Source organism: Streptomyces sp. NPDC107498 (genome assembly GCF_055582805.1).
In genome coordinates, this window is sequence record NZ_JBVJPE010000006.1 from 359,597 (window position 1) to 381,682 (window position 22,086).

Sequence of the window (22,086 nt, forward strand, 5' to 3'; positions counted from 1 at the left end):
GAGGGTCACGGCGCCTCGATCTCCGCGTACCGCTGCACCCACGCGTGCATGGCGATCGCGGCGGCCGCGCCCGCGTTGATCGACCGGGTCGAGCCGAACTGGGCGATCGAGCAGACCATCTCCACGTGGGCGCGGGCCTCCTCGGTCAGCCCCGGGCCCTCCTGGCCGAAGAGCAGCACGCAGCGGCGGGGCAGCACGGTCCGCTCCAGCGGGACGGCACCGGGCAGGTTGTCGATCCCGATGACGGGGATGCCCTCGGCCGCCGCCCACGCGGTCAGCGACTCGGTGTCCGGGTGGTGCCGGACGTGCTGGTAGCGGTCGGTGACCATGGCGCCCCGCCGGTTCCAGCGGCGGCGGCCCACGATGTGGACCTCCTTCGCCAGGAAGGCGTTCGCGGTCCGCACGACCGAGCCGATGTTGAAGTCGTGGCCCCAGTTCTCCACCGCCACGTGGAAGTCGTGGCGCCGGGTGTCCAGGTCGGCGACGACCGCCTCGCGCGTCCAGTACCGGTAGCGGTCCACCACGTTGCGCCGGTCGCCGTCGGCGAGCAGCTCGGGGTCGTACCGCTCGTCCCGCGGCCACGGCTCCGGGTGCGGCCCGACGCCGATCTCGGGGCCGAACCCCTCGTCGTACTGGACCGGCTCGGGCTGTTCTTCCGTGGTGCTCACCCGACGAGGGTACGGGGGCCGTGCTCCTCACCCGTACGGCGCTGCTCGGGCAGCGCCCCGGCGGGGGTCCGCCTCAGCAGCCGGTCCCTGCCCCCGGCCGCCCGGGCTCCCAGCCACACCAGGAACGCCGTCGGCAGGAACACGGCGTCGGCGGAGATCATCGCGAGCGAGAAGACCGGAAGTCCGAGGAGCACCGCGATCCCGGCGTGCTCCATCATCATCACGACCAGGAGGACGTTCTTGACCCTGCGGTTGAAGAGCGTGAAGGGGAAGGCGACCTGGACGATCACCGTGCCGTAGGACAGCAGCATCACCATGATCCCGCTGGCGCCGAGCAGCTCGGAGAGGGCCGGCCAGGGCGAGAAGTAGTCCAGGTGGAGCGGGTAGAACAGCGCGGACCCCTCCTGCCAGCGCGAACCCTGGATCTTGTACCAGCCGGCCGTGGCGTAGATCAGACAGACCTCGACCATGATCACGGCGAGGACGGCGTTGTGCGCGAGGTTCGCGAGGACGTCGAGCAGGGTGCGCGGCTCCCCGGGGGCGATCCGGCGGACCAGCCACCACAGCCCGTTGCCGAGCCACAGCACCCACAGCAGCACCGGCACCCACCACTCGCCGGAGACGTCGCCGAACCAGGTGGCGGCGAGGAGGAAGCCGCCGAGCACCACCCACAGCACCGGTCCGACCACATCGCGGCGCGCGGGCTCCCCGGCCCGGGCCGCGCGGTCCTCACGGGCCGCCCGCCGGGCGTCCAGGGACCACACCCGGCCGCAGCGGGTGAAGACGAGGTAGATCGAGACGATGTGCAGGACGTTGTCGCCGCCGTCGCCCACGAAGACGGAGCGGTTCAGCAGCGAGAGCACGCCGACCATGAAGACCACGGACACGGCCCGGGTCCGCCACCCGACGAGGAGCAGCGCGGCCGAGAGCACCGCGAGCCCGTAGACGACCTCGAACCAGAGCCGGCCGTCCGACCACAGGAGCACGGTGAAGGCCCGGTTGTCGGCGATCAGCCGCTGCGCCAGCTCCCAGGACCAGGGGCCGTCGGGCCCGTACAGCTGGTGCCGGTGGGGCAGCTCGCGCAGCAGGAAGAGCAGCCAGGTCAGCGAGAAGCCGATCCGGATGATCGCGCTCTGGTACGGGGCGAGGGCGCGGCCGGTGACGGCCTGCACCCCGCGGGCGAGCCGGCGGTCGAAGGGTTCGCGGGCACGCGCGGGCGCGGCGCTGGACGTGCTCATCGGCCCGCCTCCGTGCGGCTCGTGGCGGCACCGGCGGACCGGTCGGCCTCGGTGATCCTCCACCACGGGAAGTCGCGGTAGGAGGGGGTGGTCCGCGTCTTCTCGGTGCTCCACGGGGCGGCGGGGACGGTCCGGGAGACGGTGCGCAGCTGGATGCGCCGCACGTCGGGGCCGAGGGCCCGTCCGTCGGGGCGCTCGAGGGCGTCGAGCCTGAGCATCGCGATCCGGCGGATGTACTGCTCCGAGAGGGTGCCGCGCGGTCCGTTGGCGCGGTGGCCGTCGTCGTGCGTGTTGAGGTAGAAGTCCACGGCCCTGCGGAGCTGGTTCTGCTGCGCGTGGCTGGGCATCGGGTTGTGGCGGATCGCCTCGATGTCCTGGGCGGTGAGGTCGATCCAGGCGGTGGTGCCCCGGCCGCCGTCGGCGGTGGCGACCTCGGCGCGGACCTCGAGGGAGATGTTCGTCTGGAGCGGGTTGGGCGCGAAGAGCTTCCAGTTCTGTTCGAACTCGGGGTAGATCCAGTCGCTGACGGCCTCGCCGTGCCGCTTGGTCAGCGTGTTGGACGGCGCCACGTGCAGGAACACCATCGCCAGATGGACGCAGGCGAACACGCCGACGACGGCGAGCGCCACGGCGGCGACGACCTGGTAGGGCAGCGAGAGGGCCATGATCCCGACGCCCCCGGTTCCGACTCCTGTGGTTCCGGAAGAGGCGTCCGGGCCCTCGCCCTCGGGGGGTCTCCGCCCGTCGTCGCTCGTCCCGACCGCGTCCTTTTCGACGTACGCGTCCATCCCGCCCCGATCCCGATCGGCCCACCTCGGTTATCCACAGGGTTGACACCATACGGGCCGCCGACCCACCATTGAAGTCATTCAACCGAACGATCGGTCGGTAGGGGGTCTGATGACCGCAGTGACGGCAGGGACGGCAGGGACCACGGGCGTGCCCGGCGCGTCGGACACGGCCGCGGCGGCCGAGCAGGCCGCCTACGAGGCCGTGTTCGACGCCGCCGTCGCCGCCGACGAGCGGATCGAGCCGCGCGACTGGATGCCCGAGGCCTACCGCGCCTCCCTCGTCCGGCAGATCGCGCAGCACGCCCACTCCGAGATCATCGGCATGCAGCCCGAGGCGAACTGGATCACCCGCGCCCCCTCGCTGCGGCGCAAGGCGATCCTCATGGCCAAGGTGCAGGACGAGGCCGGCCACGGCCTGTACCTGTACAGCGCGGCGGAGACCCTCGGCACCAGTCGCGACGAGCTCCTCGACAAGCTCCACTCCGGCCGCCAGAAGTACTCCTCGATCTTCAACTACCCCACGCTGACCTGGGCCGACGTCGGCGCGATCGGCTGGCTCGTGGACGGCGCCGCGATCACCAACCAGGTCCCCCTCTGCCGCTGCTCCTACGGTCCGTACGCCCGCGCGATGGTCCGGGTCTGCAAGGAGGAGTCCTTCCACCAGCGCCAGGGGTACGAGGCGCTGCTCGCCCTCTCCCGCGGCACCGAGGCCCAGCACGCGATGGCGCAGGACGCCGTGGACCGCTGGTGGTGGCCCTCACTGATGATGTTCGGCCCCCCGGACGACGAGTCGACCCACACCGCCCAGGCCATGGCCTGGAAGATCAAGCGGCACACCAACGACGAACTGCGCCAGCGCTTCGTCGACATCGCCGTGCCGCAGGCCGAGGCCCTCGGCCTCACCCTCCCCGACCCCGACATCCGGTGGAACGAGGAGCGCGGACACTACGACTTCGGCCCGATCGACTGGACCGAGTTCTGGGACGTCCTCAAGGGCAACGGCCCCTGCAACGACCAGCGACTGAGCAAGCGACGCCAGGCCCACGAGGACGGCGCCTGGGTCAGAGAAGCGGCGGCGGCCTACGCGGACAAGCACACCGGAAAGCACGGGGAGGCACAGGGATGACGAGCGACGGTTGGCCGCTGTGGGAGGTGTTCGTGCGCTCCCGCCGCGGACTGTCCCACACCCACGCGGGCAGTCTCCACGCACCCGACGCGGAGATGGCCCTGCGCAACGCCCGCGACCTGTACACCCGACGGTCCGAAGGCGTGTCGATCTGGGTCGTCCCCTCGATGGCCATCACCGCCTCCTCGCCCGACGAGAAGGACCCCTTCTTCGAGCCGGCCGCGGACAAGCCCTACCGCCACCCGACCTTCTACGAGATCCCGGAAGGGGTGAAGCACCTGTGACCGGCACCACCGACACCCTCACCGCCGCCGCGGCGCTCGCCCTCGGAGACGACGCCCTCGTCCTCTCCCACCGCCTGGGGGAGTGGGCCGGCTCCGCCCCCGTCCTGGAGGAGGAGGTCGCCCTGGCCAACATCGCCCTCGACCTCCTCGGCCAGGCCCGGATCCTGCTCTCCCTCGTCGGCGACGAGGACGAACTCGCCTACCTCCGCGAGGAGCGCTCCTTCCGCAACAGCCAACTCGTCGAGCAGCCGAACGGCGACTTCGCCCACACCATCGCCCGACAGCTCTACTTCTCCACCTACCAGCACCTCCTGTACGGACAGCTCGCCTCCGGCGACGGCCCCTTCGCCGGCCTCGCGGCCAAGGCCGTCAAGGAGGTCGCCTACCACCGGGACCACGCCGAGCACTGGACCCTGCGCCTCGGCGACGGCACCGCCGAGAGCCACCGGCGGACGCAGCGTGCCTGCGACGCCCTCTGGCGGTACACCGGCGAACTGTTCCAGCCCGTCGACGGCCTCGACCTGGACCTCCCGGCCCTGGAGGCCGCCTGGCTGGACTCGGTCACCGACGTCCTCGGCCGGGCCACGCTCACCGTGCCCTCCGGCCCGCGCACCGGCGCCTGGAGCGCGGGCGCCGGCCGGCAGGGCCTCCACACCGAGTCCTTCGGGCGGATGCTCGCCGAGATGCAGCACCTGCACCGCAGCCACCCGGGGGCGACGTGGTGACCACGACGGCCCTGGAAGAGGAACTGAGCCGCATCGCCGGCTCCGTCCCCGATCCGGAGCTGCCCGTCCTCACCCTGGAGGAACTCGGCGTCATGCGGGGCGTGCAGGTCCTCGGCCCCGGCCGGGTCGAAGTCTCCCTCACCCCCACCTACACGGGCTGCCCCGCCATCGAGGCCATGGCCTCCGACATCGAGCAGGCCCTCCACCGGCACGGCGTGCCGGACGTCACCGTCGTCACGGTCCTCGCACCGGCCTGGTCCACCGACGACATCAGCGAGGAAGGACGGCGCAAACTCACCGAGTTCGGCATCGCCCCACCCCGCCCCCAGGGCCCCGCCGGCGGCCCCGTGCCCCTCACCCTGGCGATCCGCTGCCCGCACTGCGGTTCCACCGACACCGAGCTCCTGAGCCGCTTCTCCTCCACCGCGTGCAAGGCACTGCGCCGCTGCACCGCCTGCCGCGAACCGTTCGACCACTTCAAGGAGTTGTAGATGGTGTCCTCAGCCACCGGACGGGCCGGGTTCCATCCGCTCCGGGTGAGCGAGGTCGACCGCCTCACGGACGACTCCGTGGCCGTCACCTTCGCGGTCCCGCCCGAACTCCACGAGGCGTACCGGCACCTCCCCGGACAGCACCTCGCCCTGCGCCGCACCGGCGAGCAGGGCCAGGAGATCCGGCGCACGTACTCGATCTGCGCCCCCGCCTCCCCGGTCGGCGAGCCTCCCGTCCTGCGCGTCGGCATCCGGCTCGTCGACGGCGGCTCGTTCTCGACGTACGCGCTCAAGGAACTGGCCGTCGGCGACCTCGTCGAGGTCATGGAGCCGATGGGCCGCTTCTCGCTCACCCCGCGCCCCGGCCACTTCGCCGCCGTCGTCGGCGGCAGCGGCATCACCCCGGTCCTGTCGATGGCGGCCACCCTGCTCGCCCACGAGCCCGAGGCCCGGTTCTGCCTGATCCGCAGCGACCGCACCGCCGCGTCCACGATGTTCCTCGACGAGGTCGCCGACCTCAAGGACCGCTACCCCGACCGCTTCCAGCTCGTCACGGTGCTCTCCCGGGAGGAGCAGCAGGCAGGCCTTCCCTCCGGCCGCCTCGACCGCGAGCGGCTCGCCGAACTGCTGCCCGCGATGCTGCCGGTCGACACGATCGACGGTTGGTTCCTCTGCGGCCCCTTCGGCCTCGTCCAGAGCGCCGAGCAGGCCCTGCGCGGCCTGGGAGTCGACCGCGGCCGGATCCACCAGGAGATCTTCCACGTCGACGACGGCTCCGCGTCCGCGCCGGCCCCCGCGGCCGACGCCCCGGCGCACGCCACCCTGACGGCGACCCTGCACGGCAGATCCGGCACCTGGCCGGTGGAGCGCGGCGAAACGCTCCTCGACACCGTGCTCCGCGCCCGCGCGGACGCCCCGTACGCCTGCAAGGGCGGGGTGTGCGGCACCTGCCGTGCCTTCGTCGTCGGCGGAGAGGTGCGGATGGACCGCAACTTCGCCCTGGAACCGGAGGAGACGGAAGCCGGATACGTCCTGGCCTGCCAGTCCCGTCCGGCCACCCCGGACGTGGAGCTGGACTTCGACCGCTGACGAGCCCCGAGCGCCGACGGAGTGGCGGCACCGCCGAAGTGAGGCCGGCGCCGCCATTCCCTTCCCCTGGAACCTGTTCTATCTTGACGGACCGTCAGGTGGATCGGGTCGACAACGGGAAGGCAGCACAGTGGACTTCACCTTCACCGAAGAGCAGCAGGCAGCCGTCGAAGCGGCCAAGGCCGTCTTCTCGGACGTCGCACCCGACGCGGTCCCCAGCCCCGCCCTCACCCCGGGCGCCGTGGCCGAGGACCTCGACCGGCGACTCTGGGCACGCCTCGCCGCCGCCGACCTCCTCGGTCTCACCCTGGCCCCCGAGCACGGCGGCGCCGGTCTCGACCCCGTCGCCCTCTGCCTCGTCCTGCGCGAGTCCGCCCGCGTCCTCGCCCGCGTCCCCCTCCTGGAGACCAGCGCCGTCGCCCTCACCGTCGAGCGCTACGCCCACCCCCGCACGACCGCCGCGCTGCTCCCCCGTGTCGTCCGCGGCGAACTCGTCCTCACCGCCGCCGCCCAGGGACGCACCGGCCACGAACCCGCCGACCACGCCGTCACCGCACGCCGCGACGCGACCGGCTGGACCCTCGACGGCCTCCAGACCGCCGTCCCCTGGGCCCACCGCGCCGACATCATCGCCGTGCCCGCGCGCACCACCGAGGGCAACACCGTCCTCGCCCTCATGCCCCGCACCCACGACGGCCTCGGCCTCACCGACCAGTACTCCACCAACGGCGAACTCCTCGCCAAACTCCGCCTCGACGCCGTGCACCTCGACCACACGGACGTCATCGACGCCGACGGCGCCTGGGAACGACTGCGCGACGTCCTCACCACCGGCACCTGCGCGCTCGCCCTCGGCCTGGGAGAGGCCGTCCTCGCCATGACGAGCCAGTACACCGGAAAACGCGAACAGTTCGGCCACCCCGTGGCCACCTTCCAGGCCGTCGCCGTCCAGGCCGCCGACCGCTACATCGACCTCCGCGCCATGGAGGCCACCCTCTGGCAGGCCGCCTGGCGCCTCTCCAGCGAGGCCGACGGACCCCTCCCCGCGGCCGGGGACATCGCCGTCGCGAAGATCTGGGCCTCCGAGGGAGTACGCCGCGTGGTGCAGACCGCCCAGCACCTGCACGGCGGCTTCGGCGCCGACACCGACTACCCGCTGCACCGCTACCACGCCTGGGCCAAGCACCTCGAACTGTCCCTCGGGCCGGCAGCCGCCCACGAGGAGGCCCTCGGCGACCTGCTGGCCGCCCACCCCCTCGACTGACGCCCCGGAAAGCCACGAGGAGCCAGCCGTGGGGGACCGGTCGTGAAGGACCAGCCGTAAAGGACTCAGAGGACGAAGGCCGGGCTTCCGCTCTCCGCCACCATCGGACGCCCGGCGCCGTCCCAGGCGAGCATCCCGCCGTCCACGTTCACCGCGTCGAAGCCCTGCTGCACCAGGTACTGCGTGACCTGCGCCGAACGGCCCCCGACCCGGCACATCACATAGGCGCGACCACGCTCGGCCACGGCCTCCGTCACCTCACCGAAGCGGGCCACGAAGTCGCTCATCGGCACGTGCAGCGCGCCCTCGACATGCCCGGCCGCCCACTCGTCGTCCTCCCTGACGTCCAGCACCAGGGCATCGGCCGGCACGGAAGCCGCGTCCACCGAGGGCAGCGGGGAGAAATTCATGGGACAGGCCTTCTCTCGTCGGAAGCACCCGAAAGGCCCGGGCGCACGGAAAACCTACTGCACCAGCCCGGCCAGCTCGTTCTCCCGCTCGGAGACCTGCGCGAGCAGCTGCTCGGCGATCTCCTCCAGGAGCCGGTCCGGGTCGTCCGGCGCCATCCGCAGCATCGCGCCGATCGCGCTCTCCTCCAGCTCGCGCGCCACCGCCGACAGCATGTCCTTGCGCTCGGCCAGCCACTCCAGACGCGCGTACAGCTCCTCGCTCTCGCTGAGCCGCTCCTCGGCCGGCACCGGCCCGGCCTCCCACTCCGCGGAGAGCTCCCGCAGCAGCGCCTCGTCGCCCCGGGCGTAGGCGGCGTTCACCCGCGTGATGAACTCCTCGCGCCGCTTCCGCTCGTCCTCCTCGCGCGCCAGATCGGGGTGGGCCTTGCGGGCCAGCTCGCGGTAGAGCCTGCGGGCCTCCTCACCGGGACGGACCCGCTTCGGCGACTGCACCGGTCGGTCGGTGAGCATCGCGGCGGCCTCGGGGGAGAGGCCGTCGGTGTCGATCCAGTCGTTGAACAGCTCGTCCACACCGGGCATCGGCAGCACCGCGGCCCGCGCCTCCTGCGCCCGCCGCAGATCCTCGGGGTCCCCGGTACGCGCCGCCCGCGCCTCGGCGATCCGCGCGTCGAGCTCGTCGAGCCGCGCGTACATCGGCCCGAGCTTCTGGTGGTGCAGCCGCGAGAAGTTCTCCACCTCGACCCGGAAGGTCTCAACGGCGATCTCGAACTCGATCAACGCCTGCTCGGCCACCCGCACGGCCTGCTCCAACCGGGCCTCGGGCCGCTGCTCCCCCGCCTTCGGCCCCGCACCCTCCGGACCCACGCCCTGCTCCGCGCCGACCTGCGGTTCCGCAGACGGCCGGCCCTCGGGCTGCTCGGCCTCGGGCCGCTCGTCCCCGGGCCCCTCGTTCACACCCTGGTCCACGCTCACGTCCACGCCCGCCAAGTCCTCGTTCCGCCTCGTCCCACCCAGCCTACGATCCTCCGGGGGGCCTCCCCCCTCCCTCCCCCTCCCTCCCCTCCCCCCTTTTTGCTTCCCCGCCCCCGCCCCGCCCCGCCGGACGTCAGACGCCCAGTTCCGCCGCCACTCGGCCCGTGCGGACGGCCGAGAGCAGGTCGGCGTGGTCCGCGGTGGTGCGGTCCGCGTACGTGACGGCGAAGGACGCGACGGCCTCGTCGAGCTCCTCGTTCTTGCCGCAGTAGCCGGATATCAGGCGCGGGTCGGCGCTGTGGGCGTGCGCACGGGCGAGCAGGGCCCCGGTCATCCGACCGTAGTCGTCGAGCTGGTCCGCGGTGAGGGCGGCGGGGTCGACGCTGCCCTTGCGGTTGCGGAACTGCCGCACCTGGAACGGGCGCCCCTCGACCGTGGTCCAGCCCAGCAGGATGTCGCTGACGACCTGCATCCGCTTCTGCCCGAGCACCACGCGCCGCCCCTCGTGGCCGGCGTCCGACACGGTGAAACCGGCGGCCGGCAGATGCGGCAGCAGGGCCGACGGCCGGGCCTCCTTCACCTGGAGCACCAACGGCTCGCCGCGGTGGTCGAGCAGCAGCACCACATAGGAACGGGTGCCGACGCTCCCGGTGCCGACCACCCGGAAGGCCACGTCGTGGACGGCGTACCGGGCGAGCAGCGGCAGTCTGTCCTCGGACACGGTCTTCAGGTACGAGCCGAGGGACTCGGCGACCTGGGCCGCCTCGGCGTCCGGGACCCTGCGCAGCACCGGGGGAGCGTCCACGAACCTGCGGCCCCCGCCCTCGGCGTCCGTCACGGCCTCGGTCGACCGGGCGGCGAACCGGGCGCTCGTGTTGTTGCGGGCCTTGGCGGAGACCCTCTCCAGGGTGCCGAGGAGGTCACGGGCGTCGGTGTGCGAGACGAGTTCCTCGTCGGCGATCGCGTTCCAGGCGTCGAGCACGGGCAGCCGGGCGAGCAGGCGCATGGTGCGCCGGTACGCGCCGACCGTGTCGAACGCGGCGGCCCGGCACACGTCCTCGCTCGCCCCCACCTCCCGTCCGGCGAGGACGAGGGACGTGGCGAGCCGCTTGAGGTCCCATTCCCAGGGACCGACGACGGTCTCGTCGAAGTCGTTGAGGTCCATGACGAGCCGTCCGCGCGCGTCACCGTAGAGGCCGAAGTTGGCGGCGTGCGCGTCGCCGCATATCTGGGCGGCGATCCCGGTGACGGGCGTTCCGACGAGGTCCTGGGCCATGAGTCCGGCGGAGCCGCGCAGGAAGGCGAAGGGGCTCGCGGCCATCCTGCCGACCCGTATGGGCGCGAGCTCGGGAACCCGGCCCCGGTTCGATTCCTCGACGGCGCGCACGGCGTCGGGGCGGTCGGCTGCGAGGGCCGGCCGGTCGTGGGACGCGCGGGGCACCCGCTCGCGCAACTGCTTGCCCCGGTCCTTGGGGGAGACCCCGATGGCGGGGACGACGCGGCGCGCGAAACCCGGCACGTGCGGGACGCGCGACCCGTCCTTCCCTCCGTCCGTACCGCGCTGTTCCGGCATGACGACCCTGATTCCGTCCATGGGACGCCTCCCCCGATGTGATGTCCGACGTCATCCGGCCCTGACCGTACCGCCCTTCCCGATCGGCCGTCTCCCCCTGTGGACAGGGCCCCCGCGAGCCTGTGGACAACCCCGGAGCAACCCTCTGACCGGGCCTCCGGGTCCAGCCGCCGGCCCTCAGACCGCGACGGCCTCTTCCATCTCCTCCTCGGCCTCGGCCTCGACCTCGGCCTCGGGCCTGGCCCGGCCGTCGGAGCCGGCGCCCGTCCCGGGCGCCTGCCCCTGGACGCCGCCCGTGCCCGCCTTCTTCCGCCGGGACTCCGTGAGTCCGGCGAGGACGACGAGCGTGGCGCCGGCGAGGAGCCAGAGGCCGAGGACGAGGACGTTCCCGCCGAGGCCGTGGCCGTCGAAGTAGACGTGGCCGCGCACGCCCTCGACGAAGCCCGCGCCGTTCCAGAAGGCGTGCAGGGCGCCGAAGAAGCCGGGCTGGAGCTCGGGCCGGTAGATGCCGCCGGAGCTCGTGAAGTTGAGCATGACGAAGAGGACCATCACGCCGAGCGTGGTCCAGCGGCGCAGGAAGGTGTGCAGGCCGACGCCGACGGCGAGGATGCCCGCCGCGTACAGCCAGGACATCGCCCACACGCCGCCGAGGCCCTGGTCGACCAGGTGGAAGACCGGCCCGGCGAAGAGGGTGCCGATCAGGCTGACGGCGAGCGACGTGCCGGCGGCGAGCAGCGCCCTGATCCGCATGGGCAGGACGGCTCCGGCTCCGCCGATGACGGCGACGGAGGCGTACGCGCCGATGCTGAGGGCGACGAGCAGGAAGAAGACGCCCTGGCCGGTGGGGTCGCCGGAGGCGGTGGGCGCGACGTCGGTGACCTTGAGCGGCGCGCCCTGCCCGGCGGCGACCTTGGTGAACACCTTCTCGACGGCCATGGCGCTGGTGTCGGAGGAGCCCGAGGCGACGACCAGTTCGGGCTTCGGGCCGGGGACGTAGGCACCGAAGCTGCGCTGTTCGCGCAGTGCGGAGACGGCGGTGTCCCGGTCGGCGACGGTACGGACGTCGAGGGCGCCGGCGCCCTTGTCCTGGAGCGTCTGGGCGAGGACCTGCGTGGTGGGGCCGGAGCCGACGATGTCGACGCGCAGGTCGTGGGGTTCGGGCGCGTGGAAGGCGCCGAGGTAGGCGAGGCCCATGCCGACGCACATCAACAGGGGGGTGAGCAGATGTCCGAGGACATGCCTCAACGCTCCGCTGGTGTTCGGTCCTGCGGACACCGAGACCTCCATGGTTGGCTTTTACAACTAAAGAACCGTTGTACTATACAACCGAAAGTTCGCGAAGGGCGACCCGCGCCCGGGCGACCCGCACCGAACGACCCACACCCGAATGTCCCGGACCCACGGGGACGCACCGACAACAGGGAGCGCACGATGACCGGCGCCGCAGAGCCACCCCGCGAGGCGTCGGTGGACGTCATCCAGCGCGAGCTGACCGCCTTCGCGCGCCGGGCCCGTGCCGCGGCGGCCCGGGTCCACCCCGAACTCCCGCTCGTCTCGTACACGCTGCTCGCCCACATCGAGGAGCAGCGCGGCTGCCGCGCCACCGACCTCGCGGCCCACTACCTCCTGGACAAGTCGACGGTGAGCCGCCAGGTCGCGGGCCTGGAGAAGCTCGGATTCGTGGAGCGCCGCCCCGCCCCCGACGACCACCGGGTGCAGGTCCTGCACCCCACCGAGGCCGGCACCAGGGTCCTCGCCTCGGCCCAGACGAGCCGCACGGCGGCCTTCCAGGAACGCCTGGAGGACTGGTCGGCCGAGGACCTCGCCCGCTTCGCCGCGTACCTGCTGCGCTACAACGCCTCGGCCGCGGGCCCCCTCCCCGGCGCCCTCGCCGACTGACCCCGGCCCTCGCACCGCGCGGCGGCCCGGCTCCGGGCCTTCCTACGGCTACAGCCCCGCGTCCCGCGCGAGCAGTGCCGCCTGCACGCGGTTCTCGCAGTCCAGCTTGGCCAGGATCCGGCTCACGTACGTCTTCACGGTGGCCTCGCTCATGTGCAGCCGTTTCCCGGCGTCCGCGTTGGAGAGCCCTTCGCCGAGCAGCGCCAGGACGTCCCGCTCCTTCTCGCTGAGCGCCGCCACCCGGGTCCGCGCCTGCTCTGCGCGGACCACCTCCCGGCCCATGGCCAGCCGCTCCACCACGTGCCGGGTCGCCGCCGGTGACAGGTACGCGTCTCCCGCCGCGGCCGCCCGCACCGCCCGGATCAGTTCGGCGGGCGCCGTGTCCTTGAGCAGGAACCCGGCGCCGCCGTGCTCCAGGGCCCGCAGCACGTTCTCCCGCTCCCCGAAGGTCGTCAGGACGATCACCCGGGCCGCGGGCGCGGCCCGGCGCAGCTCCGGGAGCGCGGAGAGACCGTCGAGCACCGGCATCTGGATGTCGAGCAGCACCACGTCGGCGGCGTGGGCCCGTGCGGCCTCGACCGCCTCCCGCCCGTCGGCGGCCTCCCCGACGACCTCGATCTCCGGGTCCGAGATGAGGATCATCCGGATCCCGGCTCTGATCAGCGGCTCGTCGTCGGCGATCACGACCCTGATGGGCTGCCCTGCCACTGCTTCTCCCCCACGCCTCCGGTACGGGCCGCTCAGCGCTAGCGCTGCTCGACCGAGTACGACTTCTTCTCGATCAGCTTGCCGTCCTTGAAGCAGAACCGGAAAACGGGCTCCTCGTCAGCGCTCTCGCCCATGTCCGAGGACATCAGCACCAGGCAGCCGGCGCCCGCCGGCCGCGCGGGCCCCGTACCGTCCAGCCCCGCCGTGGCTATGGTGTCGCCCGGGGGCAGCTGGTCACGGACCTCCTTCTCGGTCATCCCGACCTTCACCGCCTCGTACTGGGCCGGGTCGATCATGCCGTCCTTCAGGGAACCCATGAGGAAGTAGAGGCCGAAGCCCCCCGCCACCACCAGCAGGACGAGCGCCGCGAACGCGATTCCGCAGCCCAGTGCGACCGCCCCGCCCGTGCTCCTGCCCCTGCCCCCACGCACCGCCATCGCCAGCTCCCGCTCCGTGAACGTCCAGTCGGCCCGTCCGACCCCGACCGGACGACCGTCGCCCACCAGCGGCTTCGTGGTCTGCTGTCGGAAGTCGTCGGCCGCATCGACCAAAGGCGCTGCCTCGGCGACCGGCGCCGCCCCGTACGGCAGCATCCCGGCGACCCGGAACCCGCCGCCGTCGGCCGGGCCCGCATGGCACATGCCGCCCACCAGTCGGGCCCGCTCGGCGAGACCGGCCAGCCCCTGTCCGCCGCTCACCACGTCCTTCACCGGCCCGTCCACCGGCTCTCCGTTGACGATCTCCACGACGAAGGTGTCCGGCTCGTACCGCAGCTCGACGCCGATCGGCGTACCCGGCGCGTACTTGTAGGCGTTGGTCAGGGCCTCCTGCACGATCCTGTACGCGGCGTGGTCGGCGGCCGGTGCCAGTGGCCTCTCCTTCCCCAGCCGTCGCAGCCCGACCGAGGTGCCGGCCGCCCGGGCCGCCGCCACGAGCCCCTCGATGCCCGCGGTGCCGCGCGCGGCCCGCCCCGTCTCGTCCCCGGTCGGCGCGGGAGCCGACGGGGTGCCGTCCTCCGCCGCGACGCCGTCGCGGAGTATCCCGACGACCTCCCGGAGTTCGTGCATGGCGGTCACCGAGGCGTTCCGCAGGACGCCGACCACCTCGCGCTGACGTTCGCTCAGCTCCCGGTCCACTTCGAGGGCGCCCGTGTGCACGGCGATCAGCGCCAGTTGGTGCCCGAGGCTGTCGTGCATGTCCTGGGCGATCCGCTGCCGCTCGCGCAGCCTGGCGTGCCAGACCACCATGTTCCGCTCGCGCAGCAGCTGCGCGTTGCGCTCCTGGAGGGCGTGCAGCAGGGTCCGCCGCTGGGCCCAGTAGCGGTGGGCCAGTCCGGGGGCCAGCGTGGTGCCCAGGTAGTAGAGGGTGGCCATGAAGGCGACGGTGAGGAGCCGCTGCCGGTCCCAGGTCTCCAGGAGCGTCCCGCCGACGTTCAGGACGAAGGCGGCGATGAACGCGGCCAACGCCCGCCCGGGGCTGGCGACGTAACGGCCGGACGACCATCCGAGCACGATGAGCAGGGGACCGAGGCCGGGCAGGAAGGGGGCGAGCCCGGCGGTCAGGACGAGCACGCTCGCGGGGAGTCTGCGCCGCAGCAGCGACAGCCCGGCCGCACTCGCGGCGACGGCGGCCAGCCGCCGTCCCTCGCCGCCCAGGAGTTCCTCGGAGCCCGCCGCCAGCACCGCGACGACCACGGCGAGGGCCACCTCGCCGGTGATCCTGCGCCGTGACCAGTGCCCGGGCATCACGAACCAGTCCCACCAGGCGGCGGCTCCGGCCGCGATCTCCCGCGCGGTCCGGTTCCCCGACTCCGACCTCGCGGTCCGGCTCCCCGACTTCGACATAGCGTCCACGCTCGAACCCTAGGCAGCGCCCGACGCCCCGGACGTCTCTCTTTCGTCTCGCCCTCGGAAGACAAAAGTCGCGACCCCGACCGGCGACCCCGGCGAGCAACCCGGACCGGCGACCCCGGCGAGCAACCCCGGCGAGCAACTCCGACCGGCAACCCCGCCGAACGACCCGACGTGGGAAGGCTCACATCCGCCCGGGAAACGCGGAAGCCCCGTAGGTCGATGACCTACGGGGCTTCCGTCTGGTGCGCGAGGGGGGAGTTGAACCCCCACGCCCTTTCGGGCACTGGAACCTGAATCCAGCGCGTCTGCCTATTCCGCCACCCGCGCATTGGGTGGTCTCCCTGCCCTCTCACTTTCAGTGGGAGCGCCTGGCGACATCTGAAGATTAGCACGTCGCAGACCGTGGATTCACATCCGTTGTTTCGTCCCCGCTCCCGGAGAACAAGGAGAGGGAGGAGGGAAGGAGGAGAGGGAGCCACGGCCCGACGGTGCGGAGCACGAGCCGGAGGAGTGGGCGCCTTCAGGAGGGAGAGGAGGGAGGAACAGGAGGCGGAGGAAGGGAGGAGGAGGGTGGGAGGAAGGCCGAAGGGCGGAAGAAGAGGGAGGAAGGGGACGGACCGGCCCGGAACCCCTGCCCGAGCCTCCGATCCCACAGCCGGGTGCGGGACACTGTCCACAGGCCACCTCTACGATCCGTGGAGAAAGCCTGTGAGAGGTGACACTCGTCCACAGGGCAGAGAAGGGGAACCAGCCGATTTCCCGACGCGTGGATACGATCAGTAAGCAGTACCAGGGCGACAACGACGGAGGAGGTGCCCCATGGGAGTCCTGAAGCGTTTCGAGCAGCGTCTCGAAGGCCTGGTCAACGGCACCTTCGCCAAGGTCTTCAAGTCCGAGGTCCAGCCCGTCGAGATCGCCGGCGCGCTCCAGCGCGAGTGCGACAACAACGCGACGATCTGGAACCGCGAGCGGACGGTCGTCCCCAACGACTTCATCGTGGAGCTGAGCACGCCGGACTACGAGCGTCTCAGCCCCTACTCGGGCCAGCTCGGCGACGAGCTCGCCGGCCTGGTCAGGGACTACGCGAAGCAGCAGCGGTACACCTTCATGGGCCCGATCAAGGTCCACCTGGAGAAGGCCGAGGACCTCGACACCGGCCTGTACCGCGTCCGCAGCCGCACGCTGGCGTCGAGTACGTCACAGCCGCAGCCGCAACAGCAGCAGGGACACGGCGGCTACGGGTACCCCCCGGCCGGCGCCCCGCCCATGCCCGCCTCTCCGCCTCCCGGCGCGCCCGGCCACCGGCCGACGGCGCCCCCCGGACGCCCGGCGGGCGGCCCCGGATCCATGCCCGGCCCCGCCACCCACGGCGGAGCGGGCGCTCCGGTGCGCCGCTGGATCGAGATCAACGGCACCCGCCATCAGATCTCCCGCCCGACCCTGGTCCTCGGCCGCAGCACCGACGCGGACGTGAGGATCGACGATCCCGGCGTCTCCCGCCGGCACTGCGAGATCCGGACCGGAACGCCCTCGACGATCCAGGATCTGGGATCCACCAACGGCATCGTGGTGGACGGGCAGCACACCACCCGCGCTACGCTCCGCGACGGCTCGCGGATCGTCGTGGGCAGCACCACCATCGTTTACCGGCAAGCCGAAGGGTGAAGCGGGGGCAATGTCAGAGCTGACCCTGACGGTCATGCGGTTGGGTTTCCTGGCCGTTCTGTGGCTGTTCGTCATCGTGGCCGTTCAGGTCATCCGCAGCGACCTGTTCGGCACACGGGTCACCCAGCGCGGTTCGCGGCGCCAGGAAGCGCGGCCCCAGCAGAACGCGCGCCAGGCGGCCACGCCGCCGCCGCAGCGCGGCCAGCAGAACGCGGGTGGCCGCCAGCGCCGTGGCGCCCCGACCAAGCTGGTCGTCTCCGAGGGCACCCTCACCGGCACGACCGTCGCCCTCCAGGGCCAGACGATCACGCTGGGCCGGGCGCACGACTCGACGATCGTGCTCGACGACGACTACGCGTCCAGCCGTCACGCCAGGATCTACCCGGACCGGGACGGCCAGTGGATCGTCGAGGACCTCGGGTCCACCAACGGCACCTATCTCGACCGGACCCGCCTCACCACCGCCACGCCGATTCCGCTGGGCGCGCCGATCCGCATCGGCAAGACCGTCATCGAGCTTCGGAAGTAGTGCCACGACATGAATGAGCGCGAGCGGAGCGAGCGAGCCGGGACGGTCCCCGCCGCGGGACGTGCCGCGCTTCCGACCGGAGCGACTGAATCGACCGGCGTGACCGGAGCGACCGGAGGGTGGGCAGTGTGGGTCGAGACCGGCTGTACCCCGATGCAGCGTCGTCAGGGCAGGTGCGCATGACTCTGTCCCTGCGATTCGCCGCGGGCTCGCACAAGGGCATGATCCGTGAGGGCAACGAGGACTCGGGCTACGCCGGGCCCCGCCTGCTCGCCATCGCCGACGGCATGGGCGGACAGGCCGCCGGCGAGGTCGCCTCCTCCGAGGTGATCTCCACGCTCGTCACGCTCGACGACGACGTCCCCGGCTCCGACATCCTCACCTCGCTCGGTACGGCGGTGCAGCGCGCCAACGACCAGCTGCGGATGATGGTCGAGGAGGACCCGCAGCTGGAGGGCATGGGCACCACGCTCACCGCCCTCCTGTGGACCGGCCAGCGGCTCGGTCTCGTGCACGTCGGTGACTCCCGCGCCTATCTGCTCCGCGACGGCGTCCTCACCCAGATCACCCAGGACCACACCTGGGTCCAGCGCCTCGTCGACGAGGGCCGGATCACCGAGGAAGAGGCCACCACCCACCCGCAGCGCTCGCTCCTCATGCGCGCGCTCGGCAGCGGCGACCACGTCGAGCCCGACCTCTCCATCCGCGAGGTCCGGGCCGGCGACCGCTATCTGATCTGCTCCGACGGCCTGTCGGGCGTGGTCTCGCACCAGACCCTCGAGGACACCCTCGCCAGCTACCAGGGCCCGCAGGAGACCGTGCAGGAGCTGATCCAGCTCGCGCTGCGCGGCGGCGGCCCCGACAACATCACGGTGATCGTCGCCGACGTCCTCGACGTCGACGGCGGCGACACCCTCGCCGGCCACCTCAGCGACACCCCGGTCATCGTGGGCGCCGTCGCCGAGAACCAGGCGCAGTTGAACGACGGCGGGGCGATGCAGACCCCGGCCGGCCGCGCCTCGGGCCTCGGCCGCTCCGCGCCGCACCACCAGCCGCCCGCCGGCGGCTTCGGCCCGCCCGGCAGCGGCGACGACCACGGCTACGGCGGCATGCCCCCGCAGGGCTCCTTCGACTCGTACGCGGAAGAGGACTTCGTCAAGCCGCGCACCGGCCGCAAGTGGCTCAAGCGCTCCTTCTTCCTCGTCCTCGTCCTCGCCCTCCTCGGCGGCGGCCTGTACGGCGGCTGGCGCTGGACGCAGACGCAGTACTTCGTGGGTTCCAAGGACCAGCACGTGGCGCTGTACCAGGGCATCAGCCAGGACCTGGCGTGGGTGTCGCTCTCGAAGGTCGAGAAGGACCACCCCGAGATCGAACTCAAGTACCTCCCCGCCTACCAGCGGAAGCAGGTCGAGGACACGATCGCGGGCGGCAGCCTCGGCAAGGCCGAGACGAAGATCTCGGAGCTGGCCCTGCAGGCCTCGGCCTGCAAGAAGGCCGAGCAGCGGCACGCCGCCGCCGAGAAGGCCGCCGACCAGGCGAGCAAGCCGCCGGCCACCCAGAAGCCCGGCACCGCCACCCCTGACCCCAAGCCCACCACAGCCGCTCCGTCCCCGGGTCCCACCCTCACCGCGGAGGAGCAGAAGCTGGCCTCGAACTGCGGCAAGCAGTAAGCACCCGTAGGGGGCCTTTCACCACCATGAGCGTTGTCACCAACACGACCACCATCGGCGCGATCGAGGCGCCGAGCCGCCGCAACACCGAGCTGGCGCTGCTCGCGTTCGCCGTCGTCATCCCGGTGTTCGCGTACCTCAACGTGGGCCTGGCCATCGACGGCAAGGTCCCGGCCGGAATGCTCGGGTACGGGCTCGGCCTGACCCTCCTCGCGGGCGTCGCGCACCTGGTGGTGCGGAAGTGGGCCCCGTACTCGGACCCGCTGCTGCTGCCGCTGGCCACCCTGCTGAACGGCCTGGGTCTGGTGCTGATCTGGCGCCTGGACCAGTCGCCGCGGCTGATCTCGCTGGCGAAGCGTACGTACGGCGCCTTCAGTCCGTCCGCGCCGAACCAGATGATGTACTCGGCGATCGGCATCGCCATGTTCGTGGGCGTGCTGCTGCTGCTCAAGGACCACCGCGTCCTCCAGCGCTACACGTACATCTCCATGGTCGCGGCCCTCGTCCTGCTGCTGCTGCCGCTCGTCCCGGGCCTCGGCGCGGACGTCTTCGGCGCCAAGATCTGGATCCGCATCGGCGGCTTCTCGATCCAGCCCGGCGAGTTCGCCAAGCTGGTCCTCGCCGTGTTCTTCTCCGGCTACCTGATGGTGAAGCGGGACGCGCTGGCGCTGGCCAGCCGCCGTTTCATGGGGCTCTACCTGCCGCGCGGCCGTGACCTCGGTCCGATCATCACGATCTGGGCGGTCAGCCTCCTCATCCTGGTCTTCGAGAACGACCTCGGTACCTCGCTGCTGTTCTTCGGCATGTTCGTGATCATGCTGTACGTGGCGACCGAGCGGACCAGCTGGATCGTCATGGGTCTGCTGATGGCCGTGGCGGGTGCCGTGGTCGTCGGCTCGACGGCGAGCCACGTGCAGTCGCGTGTCCAGGCCTGGCTCGACCCGTTCGACTGCCTGAAGACGGCGCCTCCCGGCAGCAACATGGCGTACGCGTGCGACCAGATGACGCAGGTGCTGATGTCCTTCGGTTCCGGCGGCATCCTCGGCACCGGTCTCGGACAGGGCAATTCGGACCTGGTCCAGTTCGCCGCGAACTCCGACTTCATCTTCGCCACGGTCGGCGAGGAACTCGGCCTGACCGGCGTGATGGTCTTCCTGCTCTTCTACGGCCTGATCATCGAGCGCGGCATCCGTACCTCCCTCGCCGCCCGCGACCCGTTCGGCAAGCTGCTGGCGATGGGCCTCTCCGGCGCGTTCGCGCTGCAGGTGTTCGTCGTCGCCGGCGGTGTGATGGGGCTCATCCCGCTCACCGGTATGACCATGCCGTTCCTCGCGTACGGCGGTTCCTCCGTGATCGCCAACTGGGCCCTGATCGGCATCCTCATCCGGATCAGCGACACCGCGCGCCGTCCCGCGCCCGCGCCCGCCCCGTCCCCCGACGCCGAGATGACCCAGGTGGTCCGTCCGTGAACAAGCCGCTGCGGCGGGTCGCGATCTTCTGCGGCCTGCTCGTCCTCGCCCTGCTCCTGCGGGACAACTGGCTCCAGCTCGTCCGCGCCGACGAGCTGAACGCGCACCCCAAGAACCGGCGCGTCCAGATCGAGCGGTACTCGAACCAGCGCGGCAACATCATCGTCGACGGCAAGCCCATAACGGGCTCCGTCGACTCGGGCGACAAGTTCTACAAGTTCAAGCGGACCTACGTGGACGGCCCCATGTGGGCCCCGGTCACCGGGTACGCCTCGCAGGCCTACGACGCCAACCAGATCGAGAAGATCGAGGACGGCATCCTCACCGGCAACGACGACCGGCTCTTCTTCGACCGCACCCTCGCCATGTTCACCGGTGAGAAGAAGAAGGGCGGCGACGTCGTCACCACCCTCAGCGGCGCCGCGCAGAAGGCCGCTTACGAGGGGCTCGGCGACAAGATCGGCGCGGTCGTCGCCATCGAGCCGAAGACCGGCAAGATCCTGGCGATGGCGTCCACGCCCTCGTACGACCCCTCCACCTTCGCCGGCTACTCCGGCAAGGACGAGAAGGCCTGGGTCGCGCTGGAGAAGAACAAGAACAAGCCGAAGCTGAACCGCGCGATCCGCGAGATCTACCCGCCCGGTTCCGTCTTCAAGGTCGTCACCGCCGCCGCAGCGCTGGAGAACGGCAAGGTCACCGACATCAACGCGGCGACCGAGACCCCCGAGGGCTGGAAGATCCCGCTCTCCAACCGGGAGATGGTCAACCACGCCAGCGGCTGCGCCAACGCCACCCTCACCAGGGCGCTGGAGATCTCCTGCAACTCGGTCTTCGCGAAGCTCGGCGACGACGTCGGCCGCGACAAGATGGTCGAGATGGCGGAGAAGTTCGGCTTCAACGCCGAGCAGTTCACCCCGGTCCGCTCCTCGGCCTCCGTGTTCGACAAGAACGCCGACCGCGGTGGCAACGCGCTCTCGTCGATCGGCCAGTTCAACACCGCGACGACCCCGCTGCAGATGGCGATGGTCACGGCGGCGATCGCCAACGACGGCAAGCTGATGAAGCCGTACATGATCGACCAGCTGCGGGCCCCGAACCTCGACATCATCAAGCAGAACGAGCCGGAGGAGCTGAGCCGCCCGGTCTCGCCGGAGAACGCGCAGCTGCTCCAGCAGATGATGGAGAACGTCGTCACGAAGGGCACCGGCGGCAACGCCGACCTGCACATGGACGGCGTGAAGGTCGGCGGCAAGACGGGTACGGCCCAGCACGGCGAGAAGAACGCCAAGCGTCCGTACGCCTGGTTCATCTCGTACGCGAAGACCGCCGAGGGCTCCCCGGTCGCGGTCGCCGTGGTCGTCGAGGACTCGGAGGGCACGGACCGCGAGGACATCACCGGTGGCGGCCTGGCCGCCCCGATCGCCAAGGCCGTGATGAAGGCGGTCATCAAGACCCGGGGCTGACCCCCCGGACCCCGTACGAGCCAGGTACCGGTCAGGTATCAGCTACCGGCCCCGGACGGAACGCTTCCCCGGGGCCGGTAGCGTATGCGCGAACAGCACACACCGCCGGACCACCCATGGGTGCGGTCGGGACAGACGGAGAGGGCTGGATTAGCTATGGAAGAGCCGCGTCGCCTCGGCGGCCGGTACGAGCTGGGCC

The 22,086-nt window shown here is 71.6% G+C and carries 21 protein-coding genes and 1 tRNA gene; 12 read left to right on the top strand and 10 right to left on the bottom strand.

Going from position 1 to position 22,086, the window contains the following annotated elements; genetic code table 11:
- Positions 1–5 precede the first annotated feature (5 nt).
- From ACZ66Z_RS14250 to ACZ66Z_RS14260, 3 genes are read right to left on the bottom strand one after another with little or no spacing between them, the layout of a single operon-like run.
- On the bottom strand, positions 6–668 hold the full coding sequence (locus tag ACZ66Z_RS14250; RefSeq protein WP_469934240.1) for a TrmH family RNA methyltransferase: 663 nt from the start codon (positions 666–668) through the stop codon (positions 6–8).
- A complete protein-coding gene (locus ACZ66Z_RS14255) occupies positions 665–1,906 on the bottom strand; it encodes an HTTM domain-containing protein (RefSeq protein ID WP_469934241.1) in 1,242 nt (413 codons plus the stop codon). The genes ACZ66Z_RS14250 and ACZ66Z_RS14255 overlap by 4 nt, the downstream gene beginning before the upstream one ends.
- Positions 1,903–2,694, bottom strand: coding sequence for a DUF5819 family protein (locus ACZ66Z_RS14260; protein WP_469934242.1), 792 nt, complete (start codon positions 2,692–2,694; stop codon positions 1,903–1,905). Before ACZ66Z_RS14260 ends, ACZ66Z_RS14255 begins: the two co-directional genes overlap by 4 nt.
- Positions 2,695–2,806: 112 nt before the next feature.
- Between ACZ66Z_RS14260 and paaA the strand changes: the two genes are divergently transcribed.
- From paaA to ACZ66Z_RS14290, 6 genes are all read left to right on the top strand, one after another.
- Positions 2,807–3,823, top strand: coding sequence for a 1,2-phenylacetyl-CoA epoxidase subunit PaaA (gene paaA, locus ACZ66Z_RS14265; protein WP_469934243.1), 1,017 nt, complete (start codon positions 2,807–2,809; stop codon positions 3,821–3,823).
- The gene (gene paaB / locus ACZ66Z_RS14270) at positions 3,820–4,107 is read left to right on the top strand and encodes a 1,2-phenylacetyl-CoA epoxidase subunit PaaB (RefSeq protein WP_469934244.1); all 288 of its coding nucleotides are present in this window, start codon (positions 3,820–3,822) and stop codon (positions 4,105–4,107) included. The genes paaA and paaB overlap by 4 nt, the downstream gene beginning before the upstream one ends.
- On the top strand, positions 4,104–4,832 hold the full coding sequence (paaC, locus tag ACZ66Z_RS14275; RefSeq protein WP_469934245.1) for a 1,2-phenylacetyl-CoA epoxidase subunit PaaC: 729 nt from the start codon (positions 4,104–4,106) through the stop codon (positions 4,830–4,832). Before paaB ends, paaC begins: the two co-directional genes overlap by 4 nt.
- Positions 4,826–5,323 carry a 1,2-phenylacetyl-CoA epoxidase subunit PaaD gene (gene paaD, locus ACZ66Z_RS14280; RefSeq protein ID WP_469934246.1) on the top strand — a complete coding sequence of 166 codons (498 nt, stop codon included), beginning with the start codon at positions 4,826–4,828 and terminating at the stop codon, positions 5,321–5,323. Before paaC ends, paaD begins: the two co-directional genes overlap by 7 nt.
- The gene (locus ACZ66Z_RS14285) at positions 5,324–6,412 is read left to right on the top strand and encodes a 2Fe-2S iron-sulfur cluster-binding protein (RefSeq protein ID WP_469934247.1); all 1,089 of its coding nucleotides are present in this window, start codon (positions 5,324–5,326) and stop codon (positions 6,410–6,412) included.
- A gap of 130 nt (positions 6,413–6,542) precedes the next feature.
- Positions 6,543–7,676 (top strand): acyl-CoA dehydrogenase family protein, encoded by a 1,134-nt coding sequence (locus tag ACZ66Z_RS14290; protein WP_469934248.1) that lies wholly within the window; start codon positions 6,543–6,545, stop codon positions 7,674–7,676.
- A 65-nt stretch (positions 7,677–7,741) separates the two neighbouring features.
- On the opposite strand, the gene ACZ66Z_RS14295 is transcribed toward ACZ66Z_RS14290, so the two are convergent.
- From ACZ66Z_RS14295 to ACZ66Z_RS14310, 4 genes are all read right to left on the bottom strand, one after another.
- On the bottom strand, positions 7,742–8,086 hold the full coding sequence (locus ACZ66Z_RS14295) for a rhodanese-like domain-containing protein (RefSeq protein WP_469934249.1): 345 nt from the start codon (positions 8,084–8,086) through the stop codon (positions 7,742–7,744).
- Between the two features lie 54 nt (positions 8,087–8,140).
- On the bottom strand, positions 8,141–8,950 hold the full coding sequence (locus ACZ66Z_RS14300) for a hypothetical protein (protein WP_469934277.1): 810 nt from the start codon (positions 8,948–8,950) through the stop codon (positions 8,141–8,143).
- Positions 8,951–9,191: 241 nt separating this feature from the next.
- Complete coding sequence (locus ACZ66Z_RS14305) at positions 9,192–10,652, bottom strand: DUF2252 domain-containing protein (protein ID WP_469934250.1); 1,461 nt, start codon at positions 10,650–10,652, stop codon at positions 9,192–9,194.
- 156 nt (positions 10,653–10,808) lie between these two features.
- Positions 10,809–11,906, bottom strand: a complete 1,098-nt coding sequence (locus ACZ66Z_RS14310; RefSeq protein WP_469934251.1) for an ABC-2 transporter permease — start codon at positions 11,904–11,906, stop codon at positions 10,809–10,811.
- A gap of 156 nt (positions 11,907–12,062) precedes the next feature.
- Here ACZ66Z_RS14310 and ACZ66Z_RS14315 point away from each other — a divergent pair, with 156 nt between their 5' ends.
- Positions 12,063–12,530, top strand: a complete 468-nt coding sequence (locus ACZ66Z_RS14315) for a MarR family winged helix-turn-helix transcriptional regulator (protein ID WP_469934252.1) — start codon at positions 12,063–12,065, stop codon at positions 12,528–12,530.
- 48 nt (positions 12,531–12,578) lie between these two features.
- Here ACZ66Z_RS14315 and ACZ66Z_RS14320 read toward each other — a convergent pair whose 3' ends face one another.
- The 3 genes from ACZ66Z_RS14320 to ACZ66Z_RS14330 form a co-directional block, all read right to left on the bottom strand.
- The gene (locus ACZ66Z_RS14320; RefSeq protein WP_469934253.1) at positions 12,579–13,238 is read right to left on the bottom strand and encodes a response regulator transcription factor; all 660 of its coding nucleotides are present in this window, start codon (positions 13,236–13,238) and stop codon (positions 12,579–12,581) included.
- A 38-nt stretch (positions 13,239–13,276) separates the two neighbouring features.
- Positions 13,277–14,983, bottom strand: a complete 1,707-nt coding sequence (locus ACZ66Z_RS14325; RefSeq protein ID WP_469934278.1) for a sensor histidine kinase — start codon at positions 14,981–14,983, stop codon at positions 13,277–13,279.
- A gap of 348 nt (positions 14,984–15,331) precedes the next feature.
- Positions 15,332–15,418: transfer RNA gene (locus ACZ66Z_RS14330), tRNA-Leu, on the bottom strand.
- 492 nt (positions 15,419–15,910) lie between these two features.
- Here ACZ66Z_RS14330 and ACZ66Z_RS14335 point away from each other — a divergent pair.
- From ACZ66Z_RS14335 to ACZ66Z_RS14355, 5 genes are all read left to right on the top strand, one after another.
- Positions 15,911–16,756 carry an FhaA domain-containing protein gene (locus tag ACZ66Z_RS14335; protein ID WP_469934254.1) on the top strand — a complete coding sequence of 282 codons (846 nt, stop codon included), beginning with the start codon at positions 15,911–15,913 and terminating at the stop codon, positions 16,754–16,756.
- A 10-nt stretch (positions 16,757–16,766) separates the two neighbouring features.
- Entirely contained in the window at positions 16,767–17,285 is a 519-nt protein-coding gene (locus tag ACZ66Z_RS14340) for an FHA domain-containing protein FhaB/FipA (RefSeq protein ID WP_469934255.1), read from the top strand.
- A gap of 179 nt (positions 17,286–17,464) precedes the next feature.
- Entirely contained in the window at positions 17,465–18,955 is a 1,491-nt protein-coding gene (locus ACZ66Z_RS14345) for a Stp1/IreP family PP2C-type Ser/Thr phosphatase (protein ID WP_469934256.1), read from the top strand.
- A gap of 26 nt (positions 18,956–18,981) precedes the next feature.
- Complete coding sequence (locus ACZ66Z_RS14350) at positions 18,982–20,424, top strand: FtsW/RodA/SpoVE family cell cycle protein (RefSeq protein ID WP_469934257.1); 1,443 nt, start codon at positions 18,982–18,984, stop codon at positions 20,422–20,424.
- Positions 20,421–21,887, top strand: a complete 1,467-nt coding sequence (locus ACZ66Z_RS14355; protein ID WP_469934258.1) for a peptidoglycan D,D-transpeptidase FtsI family protein — start codon at positions 20,421–20,423, stop codon at positions 21,885–21,887. The genes ACZ66Z_RS14350 and ACZ66Z_RS14355 overlap by 4 nt, the downstream gene beginning before the upstream one ends.
- The last annotated feature ends 199 nt before the right edge of the window (positions 21,888–22,086 follow it).